Annotated in this window: 29 protein-coding genes; 7 read left to right on the top strand and 22 right to left on the bottom strand. The window is 42.9% G+C overall.

The features are described from left to right. Window positions 1–45: 45 nt before the first annotated feature. Window positions 46–618 (bottom strand): DNA-3-methyladenine glycosylase I, encoded by a 573-nt coding sequence (locus P2W76_RS13760; RefSeq protein ID WP_276348417.1) that lies wholly within the window; start codon window positions 616–618, stop codon window positions 46–48. Window positions 619–627: 9 nt separating this feature from the next. After that, window positions 628–1,278, bottom strand: a complete 651-nt coding sequence (gene trmB / locus P2W76_RS13765; protein WP_276348418.1) for a tRNA (guanosine(46)-N7)-methyltransferase TrmB — start codon at window positions 1,276–1,278, stop codon at window positions 628–630. Window positions 1,279–1,333: 55 nt separating this feature from the next. Here trmB and P2W76_RS13770 point away from each other — a divergent pair, with 55 nt between their 5' ends. Beyond that, window positions 1,334–2,263, top strand: coding sequence for a GDP-L-fucose synthase (locus P2W76_RS13770; RefSeq protein ID WP_276348419.1), 930 nt, complete (start codon window positions 1,334–1,336; stop codon window positions 2,261–2,263). 46 nt (window positions 2,264–2,309) lie between these two features. Here P2W76_RS13770 and P2W76_RS13775 read toward each other — a convergent pair whose 3' ends face one another. The 7 genes from P2W76_RS13775 to P2W76_RS13805 all read right to left on the bottom strand — a co-directional run bounded on the left by P2W76_RS13775 (window position 2,310) and on the right by P2W76_RS13805 (window position 7,436). After that, entirely contained in the window at window positions 2,310–2,771 is a 462-nt protein-coding gene (locus tag P2W76_RS13775) for a hypothetical protein (protein WP_276348420.1), read from the bottom strand. Further along, window positions 2,755–3,123 (bottom strand): phage holin family protein, encoded by a 369-nt coding sequence (locus P2W76_RS13780; RefSeq protein ID WP_276348421.1) that lies wholly within the window; start codon window positions 3,121–3,123, stop codon window positions 2,755–2,757. The genes P2W76_RS13775 and P2W76_RS13780 overlap by 17 nt, the downstream gene beginning before the upstream one ends. A gap of 16 nt (window positions 3,124–3,139) precedes the next feature. Further along, the gene (locus tag P2W76_RS13785) at window positions 3,140–3,469 is read right to left on the bottom strand and encodes a YtxH domain-containing protein (RefSeq protein ID WP_276348422.1); all 330 of its coding nucleotides are present in this window, start codon (window positions 3,467–3,469) and stop codon (window positions 3,140–3,142) included. 70 nt (window positions 3,470–3,539) lie between these two features. Next, complete coding sequence (locus P2W76_RS13790; RefSeq protein WP_276348423.1) at window positions 3,540–4,583, bottom strand: AI-2E family transporter; 1,044 nt, start codon at window positions 4,581–4,583, stop codon at window positions 3,540–3,542. Between the two features lie 63 nt (window positions 4,584–4,646). Beyond that, window positions 4,647–6,056: a sigma-54 dependent transcriptional regulator gene (locus P2W76_RS13795; RefSeq protein WP_276348424.1), complete on the bottom strand. Its 1,410-nt coding sequence runs from the start codon at window positions 6,054–6,056 to the stop codon at window positions 4,647–4,649. Between the two features lie 118 nt (window positions 6,057–6,174). Then, window positions 6,175–6,951 carry an enoyl-CoA hydratase-related protein gene (locus tag P2W76_RS13800; protein ID WP_276348425.1) on the bottom strand — a complete coding sequence of 259 codons (777 nt, stop codon included), beginning with the start codon at window positions 6,949–6,951 and terminating at the stop codon, window positions 6,175–6,177. 65 nt (window positions 6,952–7,016) lie between these two features. After that, the gene (locus tag P2W76_RS13805; protein WP_276348426.1) at window positions 7,017–7,436 is read right to left on the bottom strand and encodes a cobalamin B12-binding domain-containing protein; all 420 of its coding nucleotides are present in this window, start codon (window positions 7,434–7,436) and stop codon (window positions 7,017–7,019) included. Between the two features lie 68 nt (window positions 7,437–7,504). Between P2W76_RS13805 and P2W76_RS13810 the strand changes: the two genes are divergently transcribed. Further along, the gene (locus P2W76_RS13810; RefSeq protein ID WP_276348428.1) at window positions 7,505–9,175 is read left to right on the top strand and encodes a glutamine--tRNA ligase/YqeY domain fusion protein; all 1,671 of its coding nucleotides are present in this window, start codon (window positions 7,505–7,507) and stop codon (window positions 9,173–9,175) included. On the opposite strand, the gene P2W76_RS13815 is transcribed toward P2W76_RS13810, so the two are convergent. The 3 genes from P2W76_RS13815 to P2W76_RS13825 all read right to left on the bottom strand — a co-directional run bounded on the left by P2W76_RS13815 (window position 9,176) and on the right by P2W76_RS13825 (window position 11,079). After that, on the bottom strand, window positions 9,176–9,982 hold the full coding sequence (locus P2W76_RS13815; protein WP_276348429.1) for an N-acetylmuramoyl-L-alanine amidase: 807 nt from the start codon (window positions 9,980–9,982) through the stop codon (window positions 9,176–9,178). 251 nt (window positions 9,983–10,233) lie between these two features. Further along, window positions 10,234–10,686 carry an Rrf2 family transcriptional regulator gene (locus P2W76_RS13820; RefSeq protein WP_276348430.1) on the bottom strand — a complete coding sequence of 151 codons (453 nt, stop codon included), beginning with the start codon at window positions 10,684–10,686 and terminating at the stop codon, window positions 10,234–10,236. A 3-nt stretch (window positions 10,687–10,689) separates the two neighbouring features. After that, window positions 10,690–11,079, bottom strand: a complete 390-nt coding sequence (locus P2W76_RS13825; RefSeq protein WP_276348431.1) for a group III truncated hemoglobin — start codon at window positions 11,077–11,079, stop codon at window positions 10,690–10,692. Between the two features lie 81 nt (window positions 11,080–11,160). Between P2W76_RS13825 and P2W76_RS13830 the strand changes: the two genes are divergently transcribed. After that, window positions 11,161–11,496 carry a 2Fe-2S iron-sulfur cluster-binding protein gene (locus P2W76_RS13830; protein ID WP_276348432.1) on the top strand — a complete coding sequence of 112 codons (336 nt, stop codon included), beginning with the start codon at window positions 11,161–11,163 and terminating at the stop codon, window positions 11,494–11,496. Between the two features lie 2 nt (window positions 11,497–11,498). Here the strand turns inward: P2W76_RS13830 and P2W76_RS13835 are convergent, their stop codons facing one another. From P2W76_RS13835 to P2W76_RS13850, 4 genes are all read right to left on the bottom strand, one after another. After that, a complete protein-coding gene (locus tag P2W76_RS13835; RefSeq protein ID WP_276348433.1) occupies window positions 11,499–11,864 on the bottom strand; it encodes a response regulator in 366 nt (121 codons plus the stop codon). A 173-nt stretch (window positions 11,865–12,037) separates the two neighbouring features. Continuing rightward, window positions 12,038–12,841: a DUF4249 domain-containing protein gene (locus P2W76_RS13840; RefSeq protein WP_276348434.1), complete on the bottom strand. Its 804-nt coding sequence runs from the start codon at window positions 12,839–12,841 to the stop codon at window positions 12,038–12,040. A gap of 2 nt (window positions 12,842–12,843) precedes the next feature. Continuing rightward, window positions 12,844–15,165: a TonB-dependent receptor gene (locus tag P2W76_RS13845; protein WP_346429834.1), complete on the bottom strand. Its 2,322-nt coding sequence runs from the start codon at window positions 15,163–15,165 to the stop codon at window positions 12,844–12,846. Between the two features lie 107 nt (window positions 15,166–15,272). Then, entirely contained in the window at window positions 15,273–15,470 is a 198-nt protein-coding gene (locus P2W76_RS13850) for a KTSC domain-containing protein (RefSeq protein WP_276348435.1), read from the bottom strand. A gap of 101 nt (window positions 15,471–15,571) precedes the next feature. Between P2W76_RS13850 and P2W76_RS13855 the strand changes: the two genes are divergently transcribed. Then, window positions 15,572–17,230, top strand: coding sequence for a Zn-dependent hydrolase (locus P2W76_RS13855; RefSeq protein WP_276348436.1), 1,659 nt, complete (start codon window positions 15,572–15,574; stop codon window positions 17,228–17,230). Between the two features lie 28 nt (window positions 17,231–17,258). Here P2W76_RS13855 and P2W76_RS13860 read toward each other — a convergent pair whose 3' ends face one another. Genes P2W76_RS13860 through P2W76_RS13880 form a run of 5 tightly spaced genes read right to left on the bottom strand, consistent with a single transcriptional unit; the run spans window position 17,259 to window position 24,137 of the window. Next, the gene (locus tag P2W76_RS13860; RefSeq protein ID WP_276348437.1) at window positions 17,259–17,660 is read right to left on the bottom strand and encodes a response regulator; all 402 of its coding nucleotides are present in this window, start codon (window positions 17,658–17,660) and stop codon (window positions 17,259–17,261) included. A 1-nt stretch (window position 17,661) separates the two neighbouring features. Then, window positions 17,662–18,753, bottom strand: a complete 1,092-nt coding sequence (locus P2W76_RS13865; RefSeq protein WP_276348439.1) for a hybrid sensor histidine kinase/response regulator — start codon at window positions 18,751–18,753, stop codon at window positions 17,662–17,664. Continuing rightward, window positions 18,754–20,904: a 7TM diverse intracellular signaling domain-containing protein gene (locus P2W76_RS13870; RefSeq protein WP_276348440.1), complete on the bottom strand. Its 2,151-nt coding sequence runs from the start codon at window positions 20,902–20,904 to the stop codon at window positions 18,754–18,756. A 49-nt stretch (window positions 20,905–20,953) separates the two neighbouring features. Continuing rightward, window positions 20,954–23,275 carry an Rv1355c family protein gene (locus P2W76_RS13875; protein ID WP_276348441.1) on the bottom strand — a complete coding sequence of 774 codons (2,322 nt, stop codon included), beginning with the start codon at window positions 23,273–23,275 and terminating at the stop codon, window positions 20,954–20,956. Between the two features lie 52 nt (window positions 23,276–23,327). Continuing rightward, on the bottom strand, window positions 23,328–24,137 hold the full coding sequence (locus P2W76_RS13880) for a hypothetical protein (protein ID WP_276348442.1): 810 nt from the start codon (window positions 24,135–24,137) through the stop codon (window positions 23,328–23,330). A gap of 152 nt (window positions 24,138–24,289) precedes the next feature. Between P2W76_RS13880 and P2W76_RS13885 the strand changes: the two genes are divergently transcribed. From P2W76_RS13885 to P2W76_RS13895, 3 genes are all read left to right on the top strand, one after another. Further along, a complete protein-coding gene (locus P2W76_RS13885; protein WP_276348443.1) occupies window positions 24,290–24,754 on the top strand; it encodes a response regulator in 465 nt (154 codons plus the stop codon). 224 nt (window positions 24,755–24,978) lie between these two features. Continuing rightward, window positions 24,979–25,431, top strand: a complete 453-nt coding sequence (locus P2W76_RS13890) for a PA2169 family four-helix-bundle protein (protein ID WP_276348445.1) — start codon at window positions 24,979–24,981, stop codon at window positions 25,429–25,431. Window positions 25,432–25,838: 407 nt separating this feature from the next. Beyond that, a complete protein-coding gene (locus P2W76_RS13895) occupies window positions 25,839–26,036 on the top strand; it encodes a hypothetical protein (protein WP_276348446.1) in 198 nt (65 codons plus the stop codon). On the opposite strand, the gene P2W76_RS13900 is transcribed toward P2W76_RS13895, so the two are convergent. Next, window positions 26,033–26,710 carry an MCP four helix bundle domain-containing protein gene (locus P2W76_RS13900; RefSeq protein WP_276348447.1) on the bottom strand — a complete coding sequence of 226 codons (678 nt, stop codon included), beginning with the start codon at window positions 26,708–26,710 and terminating at the stop codon, window positions 26,033–26,035. The genes P2W76_RS13895 and P2W76_RS13900 overlap by 4 nt on opposite strands. Window positions 26,711–26,745: the final 35 nt, after the last annotated feature.

A 26,745-nucleotide genomic window follows, 5' to 3' on the forward strand; every position in this document is an offset into this window, starting at 1 on the left:
TAGCGTTATGTCAAAGTTAATAAACTAATTAATGTCAGCCGGCTTTCAGTATTTTGCTATACAGCCATCAATATGATCATTAACCATGCCCGTGGCCTGCATATGGGCATAGCATATTGTGGTCCCGAAAAATTTGAACCCACGTTTTTTCATATCTGCGCTGATCCTATCCGATAATTCTGTCCGTGCCGGAACATTCGTATGATCTTTCATGGAATTTATTATCGGCTTTTTATCGGGAAGGAAGCCCCATATATAGTCGTAGAAACTGCCAAAATCCTCCTGAATCGCAAGAAAGAGACGCGCATTGGTAATTGCAGCTTCGATTTTCTGTCGGTTGCGGATTATTCCAGCATCCTGCATCAGGGTTTGAACATCGGCGTCGGTAAATGCAGCAACTTTTTTTGCATCAAAATTCGCGAATGCCTTGCGGTAGTTATCACGTTTTCGTAACACGGTGATCCAACTAAGTCCAGCCTGAGCGCTTTCGAGCACTAGAAACTCAAACAAGGTTTTATCATCGTAGACAGGTTTTCCCCACTCCTCATCGTGATATTTAACATATAATGGATCGTTTCCGCACCAGCTGCAACGGATCGGCTTAGTTTCTTCATTCATAATTAGAGTTTAATCAAAGCTGAACTTCAAATAATTAATATTCTTGTTATGAGCAAGATACTTTTTCTCATAATAGGTTTTTATAGAAAGTACCTCGTCGGCGAATTCAGAATTGTAAAGATCCGCCGTACTGACGTCTAATTTAAGCCCCAGCTGATTTACCTTTTCCAGGGTATAAGAATATAGGGAATCACTATCTGTTTTCAGGTGTACCGGCCCTCCTTTCTTAAGTAAAGAACGATACATTTCCAGGAAGCGCGGCGACGTGAGCCGCTTTTTTTCGCGGCTGATCTGTGGTTGCGGATCAGGGAACGTTATCCAGATTTCTGTAACTTCTTTTTCCATAAAATAGTCCAATAAGTTTTCAATCTGAATTCTTAAAAATGCCACGTTAGGGATGCCTTCTTCAAGCGCGGTCTTGGCACCGCGCCATATCCGGTTTCCCTTATAGTCCAGGCCAATAAAGTTTATACCGGGAAATAGCTTAGCTAAATTAACCGTGTATTCGCCCTTACCGCAGCCTAGTTCAAGTATAACGGGGTTGCTGTTTTTAAAATGACCCTCAGACCATTTACCTTTTAGTTTTTTACCGTCCTCCAGCTCTATCACATTCTCAAATAACGCGATTTCAGCAAAGCGTCGTAGTTTATCCTTACCCATTTCTTACATTAAGCTTGCAAAAATAGTTTTAACTTCGCATCATTAATATACACGGGTGGAAAAGAACTCTAAAATTTATGTAGCCGGACACAGGGGAATGGTAGGATCAGCCATTCACAGGAAATTGTTAAAGGAAGGTTATACCAATATTCTTACCAGAACATCCAAAGAGCTGGACTTGCGTAACCAGTCTGACGTTTCCCTTTTTTTTGAAACTGAGAAACCGGAGTATGTCTTTTTGGCGGCAGCAAAGGTGGGTGGGATCATTGCTAACAGCACTTACAAGGCCGACTTTTTGTATGAGAATTTAGCGATCCAAAATAATGTGATCCACCAGTCGTATTTGACCGGCGTTAAAAAGCTTTTGTTTCTTGGATCCAGTTGTATCTATCCGAAGCTTGCACCTCAACCTCTACGGGAAGAGTACCTGCTTACGGGTTTATTAGAAACAACCAATGAGGCCTACGCGGTTGCAAAAATCGCTGGCATCAAGATGTGCGCAGCTTACAGGGAGCAATATAATTGCAACTTTATTTCCGTGATGCCCACTAATCTCTATGGATATAATGATAATTACCACCCGGAGAACTCTCATGTCCTGCCTGCATTGATCAGGAAGTTTCATGAGGCGAAGGTTAACTCCCAGCCAACAGTCACTGTTTGGGGTACAGGAACTCCGCTCCGTGAATTTCTTTTCTCTGACGACTTAGGTGATGCATGTTTCTACATCATGCAGAATTATAACGGAAAAGATTTTTTGAATATAGGTACGGGTAAAGACCTGCCTGTAAAAGACCTTGCGCTTCTTGTAAAGAAGATCATTGGTTTTGAGGGACAGATCGTTTTTGATACCTCGAAACCCGATGGTACGCCGCGTAAACTCATGGATGTATCAAAACTCGAGTCTCTGGGTTGGAAATATACAACCGAGCTGGAAGAGGGGATTCGCTTGGCTTACGAAGACTTTCAAAAGAACAATACCTGAAGCTTAGTATTAAAAAAACCCGCTTAGCCTTTTAAGCGGGTTTTTTTTAATATGTTTCACTGTCTGGCGGGATACCGTAATCGGCAAGAACTGGCTCTTTTCTCTTTTTAGGTCTGGGGGATTTGATCCAGTTAGTAACCTTGTCGATCAACTCAGCAATACTGTCTTTATTTACATTTTTCGCAGCATTCTGGGACACCATAGCCACTATTGATTTCACAAAAAGACCGGAACTGGGAAAAAAATATTTGTTCAGAAATACGGGGAGTCCTACTCTGAATATATTTGTAACCCAGTCGCGTTCTTCCTTATGTGCAGGATCATTCTCCGCACCGATAAAGGATTTTAGAAAATCGCCTGCCTTATTATAAATTGTTATGGGAAGATGAAACTTTGCTTTTATCTTTTCTGGTATCTGCCGAAACTCATTTTCATGCTCTAAACGCTGCAATCTTAATCGGCTTATTTCTAAACGCAGGTCGTTTAGGTTTTCAATCCTGGTGTTCATTTATATTTCGGTCTTTAAAAAACTTTTTGATAACCGCGTTAATTATATGTTTCTCGATGTGGTTATCCTTAAACGCATATATAATGATAGCCACCAAAAGATACGTTCCCGTCACAATAAGAAATCCTGAATAAGAATCTCCTATCACTTCAGATAAATAGAACCCTAACGCGAGGCTGCCAAATAAGATAGCCAATACAGCGAAAAGCAGAACCAGGCCATCGGTAATTAAATTTGCAAATAGCCGCGAACCTTTTTCAACTGCCGAAAGGATTGCGAGTTCTTTACGGACTTCTACGTAGTCCTTAACTTTTTCTGCGATCTCCTTCGCATCAAGTCCCTTATCTTCCATTTTTTAACGAGGAGGTTTATGAGTTAGGTGATTTGCTCGCGGCTTTTTCTGCTTTGTTTGCAGCGTTTGATGCGGCTGTTGAAGCCGATGCCGTAGCAGCAACATACTCTTCCTCAGCTCCTCTTAACTTAGTTTTAATTGAGTCAACCACCTTGTCTTTAAAATCACTAAGGTTACCGATTTCGTCTGCTGCGCGGTCCTTAATACTATCGCCTAAATTTTTCAGCGACTCGTTTAATTTGTCACGTGTGTCAGATCCTTTTTCAGGTGCGAATAAGATACCTATAGCAGCCCCTGCAGCTAAGCCAGCAAGTAATGCCGCTAAAATTTTTGAGTTGTCGTTCATGTTAATAATTTTAAAGGTTATTATAATATATGTACTTAATTATACAATTTAACCCATAAACTGTTTTTATTTATTCATCTTCTGCTGATTTCAACTTTTCTAATTTTTCTGTTGCGAGTTTGCTGGTTTCATAAATTTTTATCGTTAGAATAAAGTATGATAAAAGGAGCGGCCCGAATACGAGACCCAGGATTCCAAAGATGGGTATCCCTATGATCACCCCGACAACGGTGATAATCGGATGGGTATCAGACACATTCTTCGCGATAATAAGCCTGATGACATTGTCGATATTTATGATCACTATAAAGCCCCATAGAAGTAAGCCCCAACCTCCGGAACTGTTGCCGCTTGCTATTTCCATCAATGCAGCAGGTACAAATACTACCGGCGCACCAACTACCGGTAAAAACGATAGAAAAGTAGATATTACACCCCAGAATATGGGGTCGCGTATATCAAACATAAAAAAGCCTAAGCTTACCAGCGCACCCTGCACAATAGCAATGAATCCTTGTCCCAGTACATTCGAATACGTGGTCATCTTTAACTCATTCGCAAACTTCAAAGCATTTTGTTCTCTGAAAGGCGCATACTTGAGCAATCCGGCTTCAAACTCTTCTTTTTGAACAAACATAAAATAAAGCAGGAAATACATGATCAGCAGGCCCAGAATAATGTTCGCTGCGCCGCTTAATACCGATGGAAACAATTCCTCGGCCACCTGGTTCATTTTTCCCATAGCCTTGTCGAAGAGGTCCGGCTGATCGATCTTATTGCCTATAAATTCATCAATCTTATTCATGATGTTTTTTATACGTATAGGGTCGTCCTGAAACTCTGAAACCTTATCTATAACCATCAAGCTGAGTGTCAAAAATGGCAGGACAATAATTACCAGGGAGAGAATGATGATCAGGCTGGCGGCAACCCATCTTTTCATATTCCATGTATCAATAAAAAAAGTAAAAACCGGAACCAGGATAGTATATAGCACAATAGTGCTTAATAAAGTGCCGGCGATAGTACGGAGCGAATACAGGACAAAGCATCCCAGTATGATCAGGATGGCTAGGACAATTGTGTTACGCTGTTTGTAGCTATAGATAGACATATATATATTCTTATAAAAAAACCCTGCTTAGATAACAGGGTTTTTAGAGAATGTTTTGTTCAATTAGCCTAAATTTATTGCTTTCATCTTATTGTAAAGGGTCTTCCTGTCAATATTAAGGATCTTAGCGGCCTTAGTTTTATTGAAGTTAACTTCCTTCAAGACGTTTAAAATAGTTTCATACTCGGCTTCCATGGCCGCATTCTTAAGATCATGGCGGTTGCTGTGCTGGTTTACATTAACATTTGTTTCGAACGTGCTTTCAATGGCGGAGACCTTAGCAAAAGTAGAGATCTCCAGCGGCAGGGTCTTTAGCGTAATCTCAGAACTTTCGGATAAAAGTGTAGCCCGCCGTATCACGTTTTTTAGCTCCCTGACGTTGCCGGGCCAGTTATAGGTCATAAAGCAATCCACCACCTCAGGCGAAAAATCTGTTACATTCCGGTTAAGTTCGTTGTTTGCCACTCTCAGAAAGTGCTCGGCAAATGTTATAATGTCCTTTCCCCGTTCACGCAGAGGGGGTATTGTAATGCTGAACTCATTAAAGCGGTGGAAAAGGTCTTCCCGGAACCGGCTTTTTTGAATAGCGTCCATTAAATTTTCATTAGTTGCTACAATGATCCTTACATCAAGATCAATTTCCTTCGTGCTTCCAATACGTTTAACTTTGCGCTCCTGCACAACCCGGAGAAGCGCCGCCTGAATATCGTATGATAGGTTTCCAACTTCGTCCAGGAATAGGGTTCCGCCATTGGCCATCTCGAAATGGCCGATCTTTGTATACAGCGCGCCTGTAAATGAGCCTTTCTCATGACCGAAAAACTCGCTTCCGGCCAGATCCTTGGTTAAAGATCCGCAGTCCATAGCAATGAACGGTTTATCTTTCCTGGGACTATTCAAATGAATGCTTTTAGCGACAGACTCTTTTCCGGTCCCGCTCTCGCCACTAAGTATAACACTGTAATTTGTCGGAGCTACCAGTTTGATCTGTCTGATAAGTTCCTGAGAGGCAGTGCTTTTGCCTACAACAAACTCTTCAGGGATCATATCTGTTTTGCGATCACGGTTTTTATCCGTTTCAGCCGAGCTGGCAGCCGGCTGGTTAATTATCTTTTGAGCCTCGATGGCTTTATTGACTGTGTTAAGGATTTCGTCCGGATAAAGTGGCTTGGTAATGTAATCGTACGCGCCCATCTTAATGAGTTCTACAGCCAGCTTTATGTCAGAATAGCCAGTAATAATGATTACCCCTGTATCCGGATATGATGTTTTTATTTTACGTAGCATTTCCCGCCCGTCCGTATCCTCCAGACGGAAGTCACATAATACCAGGTTGAAACTTTCTTTAGACAACAGCTCTAAAGCATTGGCTCCATTTGTACTGGTTGCAACTTCAAAACCGTTACGGGTTAAAAATTTTGATAAAATAAGTCCAATGTTTATTTCATCATCAACAATTAAGATCTTATTCATAGGATGAAGATTCACATAAAACGATGACAGATGTTTCGGGACAGCAATATAGCGAAAAGAATATGAATTGGGAAATTTTCTCTACACTTTTAGCATTACCGGAATATACGACCGGACGTTATTTTCCTGTAAAAAGGGCTTTTCTTTTATTTAAAAATGCATTTACTCCTTCTTTGAAATCTGCTGAGTCAAAGCATTTGGCAAATTCATTAATTTCCACCTCATATCCATTTTCACCATCCCTCAAACCCGCATTTATTGCCCTAATTGCGCTTGATACAGCAAAAGGCGACCGCGTCATAATCTTCTTCAATAATTCCTGGGCTTGAAATATCAGCTCATCCGGTTCAGTCAGGCGATTAACCAGACCAGTGCGATAAGCTTCTTCTGCCGAAATCATCTCTGCAGTCATGATCATCTCGAAAGCCCGGCCTTTTCCTACAAGCTGAACGAGACGTTGAGTGCCTCCGTAACCGGGAATCAAGCCTAAACTAACCTCTGGAAGGCCCATTTTTGATGTTAAAGAAGCAATCCTTATATGACATGCCATGGCGAGTTCCAAGCCGCCGCCCAGAGCAAAACCATTAATTGCAGCAATTACCGGTTTATTTGCGTTCTCTATAAAATTGAACACATGATCCTGCCCCTTACGTGCCAGGTCTCTCCCTTCTTCCACACTGTAGGCAGCAAATTCGGATATATCGGCTCCCGCGATAAATGCCTTAGATCCGGCGCCGGTAATAATTATGCCCCCGACTCCCTCGTCTTGAAATGCGGAGGCCAGGACCTCATGAAGTTCAGTAAGCGTTTCTCTATTTAACGCATTTAGTTTGCTTTCACGGTTTATGGTGATTTGAAGTATACCGTTATTAGCTTGCAGGACAAGATTATTCATGTAGGTAGTATTAGTGATAAGAACCAAATGGGGTAAACCCGGTTCAGCCTGATGGCCTTGCAAGTTTAAAATTGCCTGTTAACGGCAACCCATTCATTAATATAACTGACTATGTCTTTCGTGTTTGTTCCCGGGGGAAAAAGCGCGCCCACTCCCAAATCGTGTAATGTTTTCATATCATCAGCAGGTATTATTCCGCCCCCGGTAAGTAAAACATCTTCTATGCCCTTTTCCTTCATAAGGCTTGCTATCTTTGGAAAGACGGTCATGTGAGCACCCGAAAGTATCGAAATGCCTATCGCATCCACGTCTTCCTGTAAGGCGGTGTTTACCACCATCTCTGGTGTTTGTCGCAGACCGGTATAAATTACCTCCATACCGGCGTCTCTGAGTGAAGTTGCGATAATCTTTGCACCCCGGTCATGGCCATCCAGTCCAACTTTGGCCACAAGAACACGAACCGGGCGATTTAATGAGTTAGGCATATGTAAAAGTAAGAAGAAATACCGATTGTGTGTTTTTGTTTCCTATTTTTGTACCCTCAAAGCAGATTATGACTGAAGAAAGATCGTCAAACTTTTTAGAAGAGATTATCGAGGAAGACCTCAGTAACAACAGAAATGATGGTCGCGTACTCACCCGTTTTCCTCCTGAACCGAATGGGTACCTTCATATCGGACATGCCAAATCTATCTGTCTTAATTTTGGGATTGCACAGAAATATAATGGCAAAACCAATCTAAGATTCGATGACACTAATCCAACAACAGAGGAAACGGAGTACGTAAACAGCATCCGTGCAGATATTCACTGGCTGGGATTTGAGTGGGATAAGGAGCTCTATTCATCTGATTACTTTGACACACTGTATGGCCTGGCCGTAGCGCTTATCAAAAAAGGCCTGGCGTATGTCGATGACAGTAGTGCTGAAGAGATTGCTCTCGCGAAGGGAACACCAACAGAGCCCGGAATACCCACGCCATTCAGGGCCCGGAGTGTCGAAGACAATCTGCTGCTTTTTGAAAATATGAAGGCGGGGAAATATCCCGATGGTGCAAAGGTTCTCCGGGCTAAAATAGACCTTGAATCGCCTAACATGCATTTAAGAGATCCTTTGATGTACCGTATTAAGCATGCCCATCATCACCGCACTGGCGACAAATGGTGTATCTACCCGATGTATGATTTTGCTCACGGACAGTCAGACTCGATTGAAAATATTACCCACTCCATCTGTACCCTTGAATTCGTACCGCATCGCCCGCTATATGAGTGGTTTATTGAAAAACTTGACATTTTCCCTTCAAGACAGTATGAATTTGCCCGGCTGAATATGAATTTCACCGTAATGAGTAAAAGAAAGCTCCTTCAGCTGGTGAATGAAAAGTATGTTACAGGCTGGGATGACCCCCGTATGCCCACGATCAGTGGCTTAAGACGCAGGGGATATACGCCCGCATCAATAAGAAATTTTTGTGAGCGGATAGGCGTCGCAAAGCGCGAAAATCTTATTGACCTGAGTCTGCTCGAATTTTGTATACGCGAGGATCTTAATAAGACAGCTCTAAGAAGGATGGCTGTCATGGATCCTGTTAAACTGGTGATTACCAATTATCCTGAAGGCAAAGCTGAGATCATGCAGGGCGAAAATAATCCGGAGGCTGAAGATGGCGGCGGGTCGAGAGATATTCCATTTGGCCCGGAGCTTTGGATTGAGCGCGAGGATTTTATGGAAGAGGCTCCAAAGAAGTTCTTCCGCCTGGGGCCGGGTTTGATGGTTCGGTTAAAGAATGCCTACATCGTGAAATGCGACGATTTTATGAAAGATGACAATGGTCGCATAACAGAGATCCGATGCTCTTATATACCGGAATCAAAAAGCGGATCGGACACCAGCGGTATCCATGTGAAGGGCACCATCCATTGGGTAAGTGCCAGGCATGCTAAAACCGCAGAGATTCGCTTGTATGACAGGCTTTTCAGGGTTGAAAACCCTTCGAGCGAGGAGGGGGATTTTAAAGAATATATTAACCCGGACAGCCTGACAGTTATAAAAAATGCCTTTATTGAACCGGATCTTGGGAATGCGCAACCGGGCTTAGGATACCAGTTTATCCGCAAAGGTTATTTCAGCGTGGATAACGATTCGACGCCTGAAGCCCTCGTGTTCAACCGTACAGTTACCCTGAAAGACGCCTGGGCAAAAGAAGTTAAGAAGAGCTGATCAGAGATATTTCTTATAAAGATTAAAAAGCACCTTTTTTTCTTCTTCGTTCAATATGCCGGTAATTTCCTTTTGAATGAAGTGAAGTTGGAATGATTTTACGGCATTTACCGGGTTTTTTATATCGTATCCTATAATTCGAAGTGCCTCGACATCATTGAAGTTTGCTGGTATGCTGTCTGATAAGCCGGCATCCGGCCATAAGCCGAAGCCCTTTTCGGCCAATAACTTCCACGGAAAAGTTATGTTCGGATCTACTTTCCGCCCCGGAGCGATATCAGAATGGCCTATAAAATTAGCTGCCGGTATATTATGCTTTCTTTTGAGAGTATCCAAAACAGTCAGTAAACTGTTGATCTGTGGTTGTGCAAAAGGTTCAAAGCCGTTGTTGTCAAGTTCGATCCCTATAGATGACGAGTTGATATCGGTTAAATTACCCCATCTCGCGGCACCTCCGTGCCAGGCGCGTAAATAATCATTAAGCATCTGGTAAACTACACCATCCCTGCCAATTACATAATGAGCACTTACCTGGGTTTTGGGCATAGTAAATGTCTTTAACGTTTGCTCGGTCGAATTCTGTGCGGTATGGTGGATGATCACATAATTGGGCTTTCGGAGGCCAAAGTTTACCGTTCCAACAAAACTCTGGCCCGCAGGATTGACAGGAGTTTCACGAATGGTATTAGCCAAGCTTTTAGTTTGCTTTTTATAGACCTTATTTGTTGGTCCGTAGGGCGAAGAGGAGCAAGCTGATAAGGCAGTTAATGCCGCCGCAAAAAGGAGCATCTGTGGTTTTGACTTCATAGGGATTGCTTTGAGATCTGCAATTTACTAAAATGAACTATGGTGGAATAGTTTTTTGAAACATCAGGCAATAACTTACCGTATAAAGTCTACGATGTCAGCTAATTCTGTTGATTTATATCGTTATTGATTTAGGTGTAAAAGCATCCGCTGAAGTTCTTTAGCCGATGTGAAGGTTTGTTATGAGTGATTGACCTTTGAAAGTGCTGACATAATATGCAGCACTTTTTTTGTAAAATAATCGATGCCGTTTACCCCACACCCGGTATCGCCAGGTTTCTGACAAAGGAGCTTCCTTCTTTTACCCTACGTGCAAGCTGTTCTATCGTAGTCCTGCTGAACGAATCCAGGAGCGTTTCCCTGGCCATTTTATACTGGTCATGCATTGGGCAGGGGCGGCTTGCAGAGCACTGTTTAAGCCCCAGCCCGCATTCGTAAAAAACATCCAGTCCATCAATGGTGTCGACAATATTTATTACTGCTTGGTCAATCTGCAGCCTTTCCATGTAGAATCCTCCGTTCGGACCCTTTATGGAACTTATGATACCGCTTTTTGTCAGAATCTGGAGGATTTTTGCCGTATAAGCCTCGGGCGCATCAACTTCGCGCGAGATCTCCGCGAAGCTTGATTTTGCCGTCTCACCATATCGTGAAGCGAGATAGACAACAGCCCTGATCCCGTATCTGCAAGCTTTCGAGATCATTGTTTAAAAGACGTGCCTTGAAGTATTGCTATTAATGTCAAGCTTGCTACGGAACATTTCAGCCATTAGTAGTGCCCGGCGTTTGGCGTCGCTCGCTACAGGCCCCTCAAAATGTTCGTCGATTGTACGGTTAAAGAGGTTTAGCCACCGTTCGAAATGCTCACTGTTCAAATCCATCGTAGCATGTTTCATAAACGGACTGCCGCTGTAGCCCTTAATTCCGAATAAAGCAGCATTCCAGAATAGATACATTTTTTCAAGATGCGGGCCCCAATGCGTAGAAAGCCTGAAATTGAAAATAGGAGCTAAAAGTGCGTCATGCTGTATCCTGCCGTAAAAATCATCCACGAAAACTTTAATGTCATCAAGACCCCTTATATCGGCTTTTCCCATAACAAATAATTTAAACAAAAATAGGTATTTATAATAAAGGATTAAAATATCTTTTATTATAATATATTTGTCCGTGTTATTATGAGGGAACCCCGCATCAGGATCTTGTTTACTGTGCTTTATGCCGGCGATGAATATACGATACAGACGTTTCCAGGCGAATACCGTGATCTCAAAACCCTGATAGAAGATAAACTCTATCCGGAGGATTTCGGCCAGTGTGGTGGTATGGGAAGATGCGCTACCTGTATGGTAGAGATCAGTTCTCCGGATGGTTATAGCGGAGCATTAAGAAGAAACGAAGCTACAACTCTAAGCCGGATGTCTCCGAAGTCTGGAAATATAAGGCTTTCCTGTCAGGTGGAAATAGACTCGGAGCTCGCAAATACCCTGGTTAGCGTGCTGGAAACGATATAAAATTAATCTGTCCGCCGGTGATGTTGTCTTACCAGGTCAAGCAAGTCTTCTATCAAAAATGGCTTGGAGATATAATTATCTGCTTTGCATTTTCTGGCAATTTCTGAAAGATCATTTACAGCAGAGATAAGGATAACCGGAAGATGCGATGTGCCCGGATTAGCCTTTATGTCCAGGCATAGCTGGTGTCCTTTCTGAATTCCAAGATTCTCATCAAGAAGGATGAGATGAGGATTAATATCCTCCAGGCTTTTTATAGGCTCGGCATCGAGAGAAGCAAGTACCTCATAATCTTCATTTTCGAGGATAAATCCTAAAAGTTCCAGAATATCATGATTATCTTCTATAACAACAATTTTCTTCTTCATCGGTGATTCTTAGAATACAAATATAGACTTAGTTTATTAAGCTCAAATTAGCATTAATATAATCAATCAATAACCACGTATTTATAACGGTTTTGAAGCACGCATTTTTTATAAGACGGAGTGCCTTTATTGGACGGAAAATAAAAAACATAATCTTCCTTGTAAGGAACTCCCTACTTAAGAGTGATAGTGTATGCCGCTCGTGTATTAGCGCTGAAAATTCCGAGTGCGCCGTTATCTATATTGGATTCAGGGTTAGACGGTGCCACGGGCGGACCGCCGTTCCCGTCGACCTGGCTTACAGCAAAGTAATATTTAAAAACATTTCTGTCGATACATTGCACCTCAAGATCTACTTTGTCCCCCCGTTCCACGCCATCATCTAATGTGATAATATCGGAAGTTGGATTTCCATCACTGAACCGGTCTTCGTTTACCTGGTCGGCTTTCAAAACCCCGTTCAGGCGTACTATAAAACGATATTGATTTTGAATTCCCGGCGGATCTTTGTAATATACAGCAGGGTAGATGGAAGAATTTCCGAAAAAGGAAAGCTCCTTGAACGCAACCGAATCAATCCTTACAGCAGCAGGCATGACCGAGCTTGCCTTATATGTTTTCCCGCCTGTTACAACCTCCAATGTATACCGGACACCGGGTATGCCGCGGAAACGCTGGCTTCTGTAAATGCCATCAGTTGACGCGTTAAAGGCAAAGGTTTGGTTATTGCTTGAATATACTGTTACCCGTGCGCCCTTAATGCCTTTAAAAGTATTGGGCTGATCAAAAGCGATCGTCTGTGAAACTTTAACCGTGTGAACCTCTGGCTGGTCACTTATATTTCCCTCGATCACAACGAGAGGCGGGGCCGTGGACAGGTCGGGTTCTATCACTTCTTCGCAGGAAGAAAAGCTAATAGCCAAACCTATCAGAACACTCTTTAATATAATTTTATATGACGGGATACCTGAAATCATATTTAAAACTTAAAGTTCCATGTAATAGACGGAATTATACCAAATAACGTTGTTTTAACCGCCTGGGTTTGTGTCACGTCATCAGGATTGTCACGAAAATCAATAGAGTATGCATTCTTCTTATTGTAGATGTTGTAAAAACCCAGCGACCAGCTTGATTGTAATTTTTTTCCGGGTTTGGCCTCAAGCGTTGCTGCAAGATCAAGCCGGTGATAATCAGGCATCCGGTCAGAGTTTCGCTTTGAATAGTAAAAATATGTTTGATTGTTTATCTGATATTTTCCCGCCGGGAAAGTCACCGCATTCCCGGTATTATAAACAAAGGTAGAAGAAAGAGTCCAGCGGGTCCCTGCTTTGTATATCCCAACCACCGATAGATCATGTGTACGGTCCTGCTTTGCAAAAAACCATCTTCCATCGTCAATGTCGTCAAATTGCCGTTCCGTTTTTGAAAGCGTATACCCAACCCATCCGTTGAGTTTTCCGAACCGTTTCTTAACAAAAAGCTCTATACCATAAGCCCTGCCTTTTCCATAAAGAAGGTCGGCCTCTACGTTCTGGTTTCCACGAAGGTCTGTCCCACTCCGGTATTCTATCTGATTCTGCATCGTTTTGTAATATAATTCTGCAGAAAACTCATACTTATCGTCCCTGAAATTCCTGAAGTAACCCCATGCAACCTGGTCGGCAATTTCAGGCTTCACATTATTACTGCTCATTATATATAGGTCCGTTGGCGATGCCGCAGTTGAATTAGACATCAAATGCAGATTTTGAGTATTCCGGGTGTAAGAGGCTTTTATTGACGATGTGGGGCCGAGTATGTAGCTGGCTGATAATCTCGGCTCAACGCGGAAATAGTTTTCTACAAGTTCACCCTGATGGTACGTCTTGCTAGCGGTTATTATTCCCTCGCTGTCGTAAGTGTTAAATATTCCCGGGCCTTTCAAAAAAAAGGAGCTGCCTCTGATACCGTATACAATATTAAAGTTTTCGTTAATTTCCCACTCATCAGAAACATACAAGGCGACTTCATTCCCCTTCCTCCTTTCGATAGTTTCTTCGTTTACGCTCGAACCGGCGTTTGAAGTGATGCTTCCGGGGGCTATTGTATGGCTGATCAAATCCAAACCAAAACGAAGATTATGACTATTGTTCAGGGAAAGTTGAAAGTCCTGTTTAAGATTGATGTCTCTGATGGATGAGCTGACCTTAAAGTTATTTTCTTCGATAAAGTTCTCAATCACATAATTGTAATTGCTATAAATTAATGAAGTGTTTGAAAACAAACGGTTGCTGTACAGATGATTCCATCGGAGGGTTGCCGTTGCATTACCCCATCCGAATCCGAAGGTTTCGTTCAGACCCAGTTCGTCCCGGCCGAAATATCCTGACAGATAAATAGTGTTCTTATTATCCAGCTGATAATTTGCTTTCGCATTCAGGTCATAAAAATACAGTGTGTTTTTCCGGACAGAAGTATCCTTTGCAAACGCCAGGAAAGCATCAGCATAGGTTCTCCGGCCGCTTACCATAAATGAGCTCCTGTCTTTTGCAATAGGGCCTTCGACTTTCAGCCGTGATGAAATTAGGCCGATCCCACCTTCAGTAGTATATTCCTTTTTATTCCCGTCATTCATCCGGATATCGAGCACGGAAGAGAGTCTTCCGCCATATTGTGCCGGCATGCCGCCTTTAAAAACGCTGACGTCCTTTATCGCATCAGAGTTAAAGGTAGAAAAGAACCCCAGCAGGTGCGATGCATTGTAAACCGGAGCCTCGTCCAAAAGAATGAGATTTTGATCTGCCGATCCGCCGCGGACATAAAAACCGCTGTTTCCTTCTCCGGCCGACTTGATGCCCGGAAGCAGCTGAAGCGTTTTAAGTACGTCCCGTTCACCGAAAAGCACCGGTACATTTCTGATTTCGGCCAGGTTAACTTTCGCTATGCCCATTTGGGCGCTTACCACGTTGTCATTTCTTTTTTCCGCGCTCACAACTACTTCATCAATGCTGTTGTCGGGAAAGAGATTTAGATCTATCCGGGTATCTGAGCTGATCACAATGCTTCGAATCAATGTGCGGTAGCCTATATAGCTTACGCTCATTAGATATTTTCCGGGGCTTAATTTATAGGAGTAAAAGCCATAAGCATTAGTACTGGTGCCGTTCTGTATCTTCCCGCTGAACTTAATTGTAACCCCGATCAGGCTCTCACCTGAAAGAGAATCGGTCACAGTGCCATTTATGGTGAAACTATCCTGGGACCGGCTTACAGTTGTAAAGCCTAATAGGAAAATAATGAGAACAAAGGTATACTTCAAAAGAACTTCTTGTTAAGGCTTGAATACAGATACGATTATCTCCACTTATTAAGTTGGGAAATACTATCCAATAAAAATTAAGAAGGTAAAAATACGTTTTTAAAGATTTAATTTACCTTGTCAAAGTCATATTTGCCTTTGATGTGAAAGTTAAGGAACCTGCCTTTTGAGCCGGCAATTTTTAGCGATTTATATACTTCAGGGGGCACACCGCGATAATCATAGATCAGGCCGGAAACAAATTTAACCCGGAGGGTTAGACTCTCCTGGAAATAATCAATTTTATCTATTACACTGGAAGGCATTTCATTGAATGAACTAAGGTTCCTGAAAAAATAATGCCAAACAGATCTTCGTGCATGTCACGTTAACAATTCTTATATTTATTATCCTTAATATATTAAGCATGACCAATAAGCTTCAAACAATTTTGCATATCGGACTGGTAATAGCAACTGTAGTTTCCTCCTGTACAAATAGGAGTGGCGATCAGGAGACGGGCAAGGACAGCCTGCAGACATATGTCGCAGAGCGGCTTCCTATCTATGCTAAGGTGACGCTGACGACAGACATTCAAAAGCTCACAGATAACCAGCGGCAAGTATTGCCGCTTCTCATCCGGGCGGCAGAGGTGATGGATGAGCTTTTCTGGCAACAAGCCTATCCGGCTCGGGATAGTTTGATGGAAACCATCAATGATGAAAAAACCAAAGAATTCGTTCTGATAAACTATGGTCCCTGGGACCGGCTTAACGGCAATAAACCTTTTGTTAACGGAGTCGGCGCAAAACCGGCAGGTTCGGGCTTCTATCCCCCGGACATGTCCAAGAAAGAGTTTGAGAGTTCAGACGTAAAAGATAAAATGGGTTTATATTCTATGGTAAGAAGGGATACGGCCGGCAAGCTCTATTCGGTACCTTATCATGTTTATTTTAAAGATAAGCTTAAAAAGGCGTCCGACTTGCTTAAGAGGGCGTCAGAACTTTCTGATGAGCCCCAGTTAAAAAAGTATCTGAGTCTGCGAGCGGAAGCCCTTGTTACCGACAATTATACCGCAAGTGACTATGCGTGGATGGATATGAAGGAGAATGGTCTTGATATCATCATAGGCCCGATAGAGAATTATGAAGATGCTTTGTTCAATGCCCGGGCAGCATTCGAAAGTTATGTGCTTGTCAAGGATAAGGAATGGAGCAAGCGATTGGAGAAGTACGTATCAATGATGCCTGAACTCCAAAGAGGCCTGCCCGTAGACGCCAAATATAAAAATGAAACCCCCGGCGCCGAATCCCAGCTCGCGGCGTTTGACGTGGTTTATTATGCCGGCGATGGAAATTCCGGAGGTAAAACCATTGCCGTCAATCTTCCCAACGATGAAGAGATCCAGCAGAAAAAAGGTACGCGCAGGTCGCAGTTAAAGAATGCTATGAGAGCAAAGTTCGACAAGATCATGATTCCTATCGGCGAAGAATTGATAGATAAGGAACAGCAGAAGTACCTGAACTTTGATGCTTTCTTTACAAATGTAATGTTTCACGAAGTAGCTCACGGCCTGGGAATAAAATCGACTGTAAACGGTAAGGGTTATGTAAGGGAAGCGCTTCAGGAACAATCTTCATGGCTTGAAGAAGGAAAGGCCGACATTCTGGGGCTTTACATGGTAACCAGTATTCTTAAAAAGGGAGAGCTGGAGGGTGACATTAAAGATTATTATACCACATTTATGGCCGGTATTCTGCGTTCCGTGCGATTTGGTGCCAGCGCTTCCCATGGGAAAGCGAATATGCTATGCTTCAATTTCTTTAATGAAAATGGTGCATTTGAAAGAACCCCCGGGGGACGCTACAAGGTGAACTACGAAAAATTCGCTGTGGCCATGAACAGCCTTAGTAATAAGATATTAACCCTTCAGGGAAATGGTGATAAGGCGGGCGTTGAAAAGGTGCAGAATGAGATGGCCATTATTCATCCTGAATTAAAATCTGACCTCGATCGCCTGAGTAAAAAGGGCATACCAGTGGACGTTATTTTTGAACAGGGCATTGACGTCCTTAGGCTTAAGTAAGCTTTTAACCGATTATTTTAAAAGAGAATTAAACAGCATTTACTAAACTAGACACAATTTCTTTTGAAATTGGTTTTCCGTAAAATTTGCGAATGCAGGGATGGTTTTCCAGCCGGTTCTTATCGCTCTCGTTGATCGACGAGCTGAACATAAAAATGGCATAGTTTGATCTGATATCTTCGGGAAGGAGTTCAAATGCCTCCACAAACTGAAAGCCGTTCATAACCGGCATCTGAATGTCCAAAACAATAATCGTCATCGCGTCTGCAGGACCGGGAGCCGAATTTTTTATATGTTCGTATGCGTCTGTAGCCTGGGTGTAAGTTTTAATGCTTGAATAAGTTCCTGTATTCTGAATAATTTTCTCTCCGATAAAACAATCCAGCTGGCTGTCGTCGATAATGATAAAGTGGGGAAACGGAGCTGACATTTCACTTGTTTTGAATAGTAACTTTAAAACTTGTACCCTTATTTATTTCTGAATCTACAGTTATTTTCCCATTCAGCTTCGTTACTGCTGCCTTAACATTGTATAACCCGAACCCCGAGCCAACTTCCTGTGAACTCGCACGGAAGAACATATTAAAAATATCCCCTACGTAATTTTTATCAATACCGACCCCGTTATCGGTTATTTCTATTACAGCCTTCCCGTTTTCTACCAGTATCTTAAGCTCCACGAGCTTCTCCTTATTATCCCTTTTCTGGTACTTGAAAGCATTCGATAACAAATTGTTAAGGATCAGCTTAATTGAAACCTCATCGCCCCGGAATGTTTCTTTCTGCTCAATACTTGGTTTGAACTCCACATCACTTACCAGGTAAGTAAAGTTAAATATTCTGGTCTGCTCTTTGACGATTTCATTGAAATCAATTTCTTTGATTTCAAGTTCACCGCGGTTCAGATTATAATAATCATGAACGCTCTTAATGAAATCATCTAGATTACGCACCGAATCTTTCATCATCAAAAGCATTTTCCTTATTTCGGAGATGTCTTCTATATGCTGTGCGGCTTCGATAGCACCCAAAATACTGAGAAGCGGACCGCGCATATCATGTGTAACGCTGTATGAGAATTTGTCAAGCTCGTTGTAGGCTTTTTGTAATTCCTCATTTTTTACTGCGAGCAGCGAATTGGATACATAGAATTTATTGGCCTCATTAATAGCGCCAAGTATATCTGCATCTTTCCACGGCTTTTTTACATACCTGAATACATTCCCCAGGTTTATAGAATCGATCACGGATTCTATATCGGCGTAACCGGTCAGCAGAATACGGATAGGTTTAGGATAACGGCTGCGGATCTCCTCGAAAAACTGTACCCCGGTTTTGCCTGGCATCCTCTGATCGCAGAAAATAACACGGATGTCCGGGTGCGAATTCAGGTGTTCCATCGCATCTGTCGCGTTCACAGCGATCATAATATTATAGCTCATCCTGAACGAAGCCTTAAACCCGGTCAGGTTGTTTATCTCGTCATCAACATATAATATTTTTATTTTTTCTTGTTTCTCCATTTACATCTCTTCTTCAACATTTTCATGAACTATTGGTAATTCCAGAATAAACTCTGAACCTTCACCCGGCGTACTGTTAATTTGAATTTCACCCTGATGCCTCCTGATTGTATTGTAAGCAATTGACATTCCAAGACCGGTACCCTCTCCTACATCTTTAGTGGTGAAGAAGGGCTCAAATATCTTCTTCTTTGTAGCTTCATCCATTCCAATACCGTTATCCTCTATTTTGACATATACTTTCGTGTCACTATTGCTCGTCGTTATTCTCAGCACTCCGCCCTCCTCATCGCCAAATTTCTTATTTATTGCATAAATTCCATTCGACAGAATGTTCAGGAATACCTGGTTGAGTTTCCCGGGGTAGCATTCGATGAGGGGGATATCCGCGTATATTTTCTCCAGTCTGATCTTGTTACTTAATAAATTATTAATGACAATAAGAGTCGAGTCTAATCCATCATTCAGGTCTGCTTTTTTAAGATCGTCTTCATCCAGGCGCGAGAATACACGGAGACCCTTAACTATTTCGGACGTTCGCGAAGCTCCCTCCTTGATACCTTTTAAGAGCTGGTTAATTTCTATTTTGAGATAGTCATAATCCAGTTCTTCTTTTTGCTCTTCGATCAGCCTTTGTTTCTCTTCAACAGGGAGATCTGAAAGGCCTATTTTTTCCATTTCCTGGATAAAATCAATAAGAATATCTACATCCCGGTTAAGCGGAGTAATGTTCGAGGTTACAAAATTGATGGGGTTGTTTATCTCATGGGCAATACCTGCTGTCAGCTGGCCGAGAGATGCCATCTTCTCTGCTTCCACAAGCTGACCTTCCGCTTCCTTCAGATCGATAAGCGTTTGATTAAGCTCATTGTTTGCTTCGCTTAATTCAAGGGTACGTTCATTAACTTTGGTTTCAAGTATTACATTTTGTTCCCGGATAATGCGTTCATTTTCTTTAAGAGCCTGTAAGGTTTGTTCCTGCGAGCGCTCCTTATCTCTTTTAAACGTATTTATCTTGTCGGCCAGCGCGAAGGCGAGTAAAACAACGTCGAGTGCAGTACCCAGTTCTTTCGTGTAGTTGGTGAAATCGTTATATGGTACAACCCCCAAATTTCGAAGGACAAAAAGCAGCAGGCCGGTAAAGAACAGCGAGAATGCAAGCAGGAACAGTTTCGCGGGCCGGTAACCCTCCAGCGATAGCGTGATAGTCACCGTAAAAGTGACCAATACGGTAGAAACTGCCGCAAAATCTATTGCCCGGAAGCTAACCCTGTCATAACCCAGAAGTCTGAGAACTATGGCTGCAGAATATATCAGGATTGACAGGTAAATAAAACGATGCATCCTCGGAGAATTCTCCCTGGTCTGGAGGAAATTCATCATGAAGAGGTTGCCTGCAATGCCCGCGAGACCCGGAAATACTATAATGCCGAGATGATTAAGACCCGGATAATCGAACAGAATAAAGCGGTAGGTATAGCCGCTTAAGGTAATAGAACTGAGCCCGATAAATAAACTGTAAAAGACATAGTACAGGTAGCTCTTATCCTTCACAGAAAAATATATGAACGAATTATATATGATCATTACCAGGATCAGACCCATAAAAAGCCCCCACGCCAGGTCGTTGGTGAGGAGGTTCTCGGCTGTAGTTTTCGGCGTGCCCAGGATTAGTGGCAGCACCATCTGTTCGGAACTTCTAACCCGCAGAAAATAAGCTTCAGTGGTGCCTGGTCTTATGTACACATCAAAAAGAAAATTTTGATGCTTGTATTTTCGGTTTGCGAATTCGGTATCGTAGCTTAATTTCTGTACCAGCCCATCGTTCATCGCATAAAACTCGCAGGTGCTCAGCATAGGATATTCCAGTGCCAGGATAAGGTGTTCCTGCTCACTTTCATTCCTTATCGAGAATTTAAGCCAGAAATCCGAACTGCTTAGTTTTAGGTTGGGTATGCTTACGCCCTGGTCCACAAAGCTATCTGAGCTGCGAATATCATTAAGGGTCAATTTATTCGTGGGATCTTCCAGAATGGAAACGTGATCTCCGATAACAATATTTCCACCTTTAAAGACTACGGGTTCTTGTGCAAATATATCAGCCGAAAAAAATATAGGCAGTAAAAAGACTATAAACCAATACCTATTCATTTCTAACAGCTTCGGTCATTATGAGTGGTTCCAATTTCCCTGTAATTTATCAAATCTCACCGTCGAATACCAAAATATCTTCAAGTGCCAGGCGGTGGGCTTTCAGCACTGGTTCTTCAGCAATAGCTATTTTTGCCAGAAACACCTCGGCATCATTGTTTCCCGAACCGGTGATCTTATTAAACCGTTCCCGCAACATGCTTAGTTCCCGGATATTTGCTTCTTCCAGGCCTTCTCCATTTCCATGTAAAATACGTGAGAAAAGATAGAGAGGCGAAATCAGCGGATGAATGGCAAGATTAAGGTTTGTTGCCTCCAGCCAGAACCTTTCCATGGAACGGCCCCCTTCAAAAAAGTTTTTAAGGCTATATCCCGGAAGGCTTATCAGGCAGAGTGCCGAAGCAGTCGAAACCGTTCTCATGGCAAGCATGCCCAAAGCATTTCCCCCGCCAAGCTCCTTAACTGCATTTATCACTTTCTCGCTCCGGATAACCCCCATTGCCGCCATCAGGGAATGGCCAAGGCCGAGAGTCTGAATGTCGATGCCATCGCGGGTGCGTTCAGCCTCTTCATTGGTCCAGCGCATCTCACGATGCACAAAATCATAATGCCCTTCCGGGTTGAGGAGCCGTATCTTATCGCAGGCGCCGATGATCATCGCAAGGCTCCGAAGATCTGCCTCGTCAGTAAAATACTTAAGCTGAACACCGGGTATGGATTCAGCCATCACCTTCAGCCGTGATAACAGGTCTTCCCCGACAGATGATTTGGGCGCAAGCAACCGGTTGGTATGCCTTCTGAATATGGCACTGTCAAGTGGTTTTACAAGATCAGTTTCCCGCTTCGGCTGAAGTGCTCTAAAGCGGATAGCAGCAACGACCTTTTCTGTGGAGCTGTCCGGGAAAAGAGCGTAGTATGGTTCCAGCCCAAGATTTAAGGCATGGATGCTCAGGTTTTCATAGGCCGCTCCTAAACTTATGAATGATGCGGTTTTTTGGAAGTCGCCAAAGGAAAATGACCTGAATTCATCATGGAAAAGATATAATACACCATTTTTATAGAACCATTTCCACGGCTGGTCATTACCTGTTGAGGGAGCCGCTGATGCCGCTGAAACCAATTGCTTAATGGTTTCGTTATCCGGGATGATATCGTCCGGCAAGGTTTCAAGTTTTACTCCGGCACTCAGGCTCTTCATATCTTCTTTCCAAAGCGGCGCAAAAGGGTTGTGTTTCGTGTGAACCTTTTCATCCGTTTGTTTTTTGTCTGATATGAGTTCATCCAGGTCTATATAATATCTTCCTGATTCGTGAAACTGATCGAGCAGTATGCGCCGGCAAACATCAGCTCCTAATGCCCCTCCAAGAACGACAGAACTCGCCAGCTGCGGCCATGTGTTTATGGTTTGTTCCACTTCCAGCATGGACGCCTTTGCCCTCAGGGAGATGTTCTCTATCCCCAGCATTTGCAGCATTACAGGTATCTTATCCTCTGTGCTGAGGCCTCTGATTGTTTTAGGATCTACATTGTCGATTGTTCCGTGAAGCAAGGGACGATCAGGCTCCAGATCAAAGCGCTCTACGTCAAGCATTCCGCGGTCGCTGGTATCCATCAGTACCGGGATGCCAAGATCCCTTGCCTTGAAACGGGAAATGATCTTAATATCGAGGCTGTCGCATTCGTCTACAAGGAGATCAATTTTTCCATTGCCGGTGAAAAAATCATCCATATTTTCTTCAGTGAGCCCGTCGAAATAACAAATAACGTGTAAGAAGGGATCTATTTCAGCAATTTCGCGTGCGGTTATCACCACTTTGGGAATGCCGAGGTTATGAACACCCGAACGGATCCGGTTGAGATTGCTTAATTCCAGCGTGTCAAAGTCGGTTAGACGAAGCTCCCCAAACCCTCTTTCCATCGCCAGGGTAAGTGCAACAGACTGCCCGACCGAAAGTCCGATAATGCCAATGATCTTAGTGGCCAGTTCGTCTTGCTCCTTTTTGGTTATCTTATACTGGTTACGGTTGCTTCGGACCTGGATAAATTCTTGTTTATCAAGCATGTGGACCAGGCGCCTGCTCCAGGGATAATAAACCCATACACCGTATGAATCAATATCTTTCCCCCCCAGGTGGCTGTTTATCAGATCCGCGTAATCAGTTTCTTTAATTTTAACAGCCGGACTTTTCATTTTAATCAGCTCGCGCAGCTGGCCATGAATTTCATCATGGGCAAATACAACATCGCCTGACGCCAGCAGCCCGTCAAGGGCGCTCCGGTCAGAGGGATTATCCAGCCTGAAAAATGTAGGGCGATAGGTTAGTTGTATTTGTCTGGATGCATCTGAAAGTGCATTGATCCTGGCTTTCATAGTAGGTGATTTTAATAGCAAAAGCTATCGTACATTAAATATTCTGTCTTACCTACAGCAAATTTAGATTACTTTCATCAATACTGCCGGTTGATTTTCCTTTCGTCGTATTGGCAATTGTAGCCTGAAGATCCCATTTATCCATATTTGGGATTTCGATATCGTAGTGTATTTCTATTTTTTTCCTGCGGAGCTCCTCTATCCTGACCCCCTGCAGATTTTCCCGGAGCGACATGATAGCAGCTTTATTCTCCGCATCAGCCGCGCTAAGGTCCTTCAGATCGCGGAGAATAAGTACGGTTGCCAGCAGGTCTAGCTTGGGATAATAGAACGTGCCATTATTTCCGATCCCTTCCTCAATTTCATAGCCCACGCTTTGCGCCATCTTTACGGTGTAGGGGGCGCAAAGACCAAACAGTGAATCCAGTCCTATCTGTGTCGACATGGCCACTCCAACACGGGTTAAAAAGATACTGCCTATACCATAGCCGGCAATCTCCCGCGAATTCCACAAACCGCAGCCCTCTCCGGTACCTTTCTGGGCGTAATCCCATACCATATCGTAAATAGCAGGATCTAAAGCGCCCGTGGCCTGCTCAATTGGCAGCGGTTCTGTTCCGCCCGCCACGTGGATACGTGCGCCTCCGTAAATGTGCTCTTTGTCAAGCGACTCTACAATCATGACAAACGCTGCGGGGTTATTAACCCATTCGTTATTAGAAGAGGTTACCTTTTCTACGCCTATGCTTGTCAGCACCCGCTTATGCCCTTCCACAAATAATTCACACGACCGCGGGTCGTCAATGGCCCTGAATGCCCTTAAACGCACAACAGGGTTGCCATTATTAAATTGTATCTCCATTTATATACTATATCCCGCCTTGTCTTGCTGAATATATTTTACTATCATTAGATAAGATTTATAAGAATTGTTTCAGCCAGTAATTTAGGGGATAATTAGTATCTTTTTTATTAATTATCCTTATTTTTGCTAAAATATTAATGTTACAACAAATGTCTGATAAAAAGATTGATATCCTGTATGTCGATGATGAAGAAAATAATCTGATATCATTCAAGGCTACTTTCAGACTTAAATATAATATTATGATCGCGGTCAGTGCTGATGCCGCTATGAAAATATTGGAAACAAAGCCCGTTGAGATCATAATCACTGATCAGCGCATGCCTAATATGACCGGCATTGAATTCCTTGAAAAGGTTATTGAAAAATATCCAGATCCTGTACGAATTCTTCTGACCGGTTATGCCGACATGAACGCCGTTATTGATGCTGTTAACAAAGGTAAGATTTATCACTATCTAAGCAAGCCGTGGAGCGAACAGGAGCTTGAGGAAACTATTCAAAAAGCGTTTGAAGCCTATCAGGCGAGCAGGGAAGTTAAAGAAATGAATAGTAAGCTCGCCGTGTCTAATGATCAGCTTGAGTTTTTGCTAAGGCAGAAGCTGCTTTCATGATACGGGAAGCGAGAGACGAGAAGCGAGTTTCTTTCCAACGTACCTTCTGAGATTCTCATAGATCCAATCATTTTTCATTTAATCGTTCTTCTACTGGTATAGAAACAATCAGTCTCGGCCTCATCGTTCGTTTCTCGCATCTCGTTTCTCGTCCCAGTTAATTACACTTTCCCGAAACCAAATCCGGAATCGAGCTGTTTTCAAATCAAACAACATCAACGATTATGGAAACTAAAGAAAAAACAGAGGTATTAAACGACCTTATTTTGATAAACAATGACAGGATTGAGGGTTATCAAAAAGCTAAGGAAGAATTGAAAGATGGAAATGACGATCTTAAAGAATTGTTTACATCAATGATAGCGGAGAGCCACGCTTTAAAGATGGCCCTGGCCACTGAAGTTACAGCCTCCGGTGAAGAAGTAGAAGAAGGAACAACGAACAGCGGAAAGATCTACCGCGCCTGGATGGATGTAAAAGCTGCATTCAGCGGTGCTGATCGTAAAGCCGTGCTCGAAAGCTGTGAGTTTGGCGAAGATGCTGCACAGAAGGCTTATCAAATGGCACTTAAAGAAGAAGATCTGCCGGCACATGTACGCTCGCTGATCTCCGAGCAAAAGGCAACACTGAGAGCTTCACACGATAAGATCAAAGCTTTGCGCGACGCACAGGCCTGAGATTAAGTCAAATCACTGAATTAAAAAGATCCCCCGGTTCTCCTCGAAGCGGGGGATCTTTTTAATTTACAGAAACGCGGCGGCAAAATACGGAAGATACGATCATCTCGTTTCCCGCATCTCGTCTCTCATTCACCGCCCATTTCCCCCCCATTCACCGAGTACTTGACGGCGCCTGCCTAATTGCAGTTTACCTGTTCCCGCCTTCCATATACTTTTGATCAGACAAAACGAAGAGATCAAACAGAGCGCTGCTAAATATATTTTCACTCGGCTGTATCATTTTATATGCAAGCGGCGTCTTAGCTGTAATAAACTGTTAATCTGCTGCTAACGTCATGAACACGCAGTATACAAATTGCAACAGAAATGCTGATGATATAGCTTAAACGACAAATTATTTTTTCATGAAAACTGTACATTTTGAGATCCCAACCATGACCAGGCTCAACCGGCAGCTTGAGGTATGCAACTCTGTAAAAAAACTGAACGTAGTGAATATAACTACCGAAAGTGGCCGCGCTGCTGTTACCTTTCAGGATACCTTATTGAAAGTGGATATAATCAAGGCTATAGAAGAAGCCGGGTATATTGTTAAGTACTAGTTAAGGTTATATTTCTCCTGCCTGATATGCACCTGCTTATCTGTAATAATCAGGATCATAATAACCAGGCCCAGAATAATAGCTATTACAAACTGGAGCTGGGTTAAAAAAGTAGAGCTCGATTCACTTTTTTTGGACTCGGTTAACAACTCTTTCCCTACCCGGGTCTGGACCTGTGTTAATCGCATCAGGTCTTTGTTCAGATCATTATAGAGATGTACTGTAGTACTCAGGTACAGATCCCGTGCGGCTTCTTTATTTTCTTCGGCAGTTTTTATCAGTAGCAGCTCATCCCGTCTGTAATCCCTGACATTCTTTTTCAGGCTGCTAAGATAATTCGATTCGGCCTTTACCAGGTAGGTGTTCTCGTATTTGCTGATCAGCTTATCCATCTTCAGGTTCTCTTCCCCGATAAAACGATTTATCTCCGTGCTGCTGATCTTATCTGTAAAAAGGTAAGTAAAAAGCTGGTTTCTCTTGCTATGAATATGGTCGGCTATTGTATAAAGATCTACTGCCGGTATAAGCCTGTCTTCATAAATAGAATTGAACGACTTTGAAATACGCGTAACGTTATAGGATTCCAGGAGACTGAAGATCATTATAAACAGCATTAACACTGCCAGCATGATGGCGAGGCGGATTTTACGTTGTATTGCGAAAGCCCATTTCATACACATTAAGTTTTAGATAAAAAAGCCCTGAGCCT

The organism is Daejeonella sp. JGW-45, from assembly GCF_029360805.1.
Lineage (GTDB): Bacteria > Bacteroidota > Bacteroidia > Sphingobacteriales > Sphingobacteriaceae > Daejeonella.

What these genes read in the sequence shown, in the direction of transcription:
- P2W76_RS13760 (WP_276348417.1), bottom strand. Translation starts at nt 618, where the DNA reads ATGAATGAAGAAACTAAGCCGATCCGTTGCAGCTGGTGCGGAAACGAT.
- P2W76_RS13850 (WP_276348435.1), bottom strand. Translation starts at nt 15,470, where the DNA reads ATGCCTTCCAGTGTAATAGATAAAATTGATTATTTCCAGGAGAGTCTA.
- P2W76_RS13900 (WP_276348447.1), bottom strand. Translation starts at nt 26,710, where the DNA reads ATGAAATGGGCTTTCGCAATACAACGTAAAATCCGCCTCGCCATCATG.
- P2W76_RS13890 (WP_276348445.1), top strand. Translation starts at nt 24,979, where the DNA reads ATGGAAACTAAAGAAAAAACAGAGGTATTAAACGACCTTATTTTGATA.
- P2W76_RS13820 (WP_276348430.1), bottom strand. Translation starts at nt 10,686, where the DNA reads ATGATCTCGAAAGCTTGCAGATACGGGATCAGGGCTGTTGTCTATCTC.
- P2W76_RS13805 (WP_276348426.1), bottom strand. Translation starts at nt 7,436, where the DNA reads ATGCCTAACTCATTAAATCGCCCGGTTCGTGTTCTTGTGGCCAAAGTT.
- P2W76_RS13815 (WP_276348429.1), bottom strand. Translation starts at nt 9,982, where the DNA reads ATGAAGTCAAAACCACAGATGCTCCTTTTTGCGGCGGCATTAACTGCC.
- P2W76_RS13785 (WP_276348422.1), bottom strand. Translation starts at nt 3,469, where the DNA reads ATGAACGACAACTCAAAAATTTTAGCGGCATTACTTGCTGGCTTAGCT.
- P2W76_RS13880 (WP_276348442.1), bottom strand. Translation starts at nt 24,137, where the DNA reads ATGGAGATACAATTTAATAATGGCAACCCTGTTGTGCGTTTAAGGGCA.
- P2W76_RS13865 (WP_276348439.1), bottom strand. Translation starts at nt 18,753, where the DNA reads ATGGAGAAACAAGAAAAAATAAAAATATTATATGTTGATGACGAGATA.
- P2W76_RS13870 (WP_276348440.1), bottom strand. Translation starts at nt 20,904, where the DNA reads ATGAATAGGTATTGGTTTATAGTCTTTTTACTGCCTATATTTTTTTCG.
- P2W76_RS13800 (WP_276348425.1), bottom strand. Translation starts at nt 6,951, where the DNA reads ATGAATAATCTTGTCCTGCAAGCTAATAACGGTATACTTCAAATCACC.
- P2W76_RS13855 (WP_276348436.1), top strand. Translation starts at nt 15,572, where the DNA reads ATGACCAATAAGCTTCAAACAATTTTGCATATCGGACTGGTAATAGCA.
- trmB (WP_276348418.1), bottom strand. Translation starts at nt 1,278, where the DNA reads ATGGGTAAGGATAAACTACGACGCTTTGCTGAAATCGCGTTATTTGAG.
- P2W76_RS13790 (WP_276348423.1), bottom strand. Translation starts at nt 4,583, where the DNA reads ATGTCTATCTATAGCTACAAACAGCGTAACACAATTGTCCTAGCCATC.
- P2W76_RS13830 (WP_276348432.1), top strand. Translation starts at nt 11,161, where the DNA reads ATGAGGGAACCCCGCATCAGGATCTTGTTTACTGTGCTTTATGCCGGC.
- P2W76_RS13835 (WP_276348433.1), bottom strand. Translation starts at nt 11,864, where the DNA reads ATGAAGAAGAAAATTGTTGTTATAGAAGATAATCATGATATTCTGGAA.
- P2W76_RS13795 (WP_276348424.1), bottom strand. Translation starts at nt 6,056, where the DNA reads ATGAATAAGATCTTAATTGTTGATGATGAAATAAACATTGGACTTATT.
- P2W76_RS13885 (WP_276348443.1), top strand. Translation starts at nt 24,290, where the DNA reads ATGTCTGATAAAAAGATTGATATCCTGTATGTCGATGATGAAGAAAAT.
- P2W76_RS13825 (WP_276348431.1), bottom strand. Translation starts at nt 11,079, where the DNA reads ATGGGAAAAGCCGATATAAGGGGTCTTGATGACATTAAAGTTTTCGTG.
- P2W76_RS13840 (WP_276348434.1), bottom strand. Translation starts at nt 12,841, where the DNA reads ATGATTTCAGGTATCCCGTCATATAAAATTATATTAAAGAGTGTTCTG.
- P2W76_RS13860 (WP_276348437.1), bottom strand. Translation starts at nt 17,660, where the DNA reads ATGTCAGCTCCGTTTCCCCACTTTATCATTATCGACGACAGCCAGCTG.
- P2W76_RS13810 (WP_276348428.1), top strand. Translation starts at nt 7,505, where the DNA reads ATGACTGAAGAAAGATCGTCAAACTTTTTAGAAGAGATTATCGAGGAA.
- P2W76_RS13875 (WP_276348441.1), bottom strand. Translation starts at nt 23,275, where the DNA reads ATGAAAGCCAGGATCAATGCACTTTCAGATGCATCCAGACAAATACAA.
- P2W76_RS13895 (WP_276348446.1), top strand. Translation starts at nt 25,839, where the DNA reads ATGAAAACTGTACATTTTGAGATCCCAACCATGACCAGGCTCAACCGG.
- P2W76_RS13780 (WP_276348421.1), bottom strand. Translation starts at nt 3,123, where the DNA reads ATGGAAGATAAGGGACTTGATGCGAAGGAGATCGCAGAAAAAGTTAAG.
- P2W76_RS13775 (WP_276348420.1), bottom strand. Translation starts at nt 2,771, where the DNA reads ATGAACACCAGGATTGAAAACCTAAACGACCTGCGTTTAGAAATAAGC.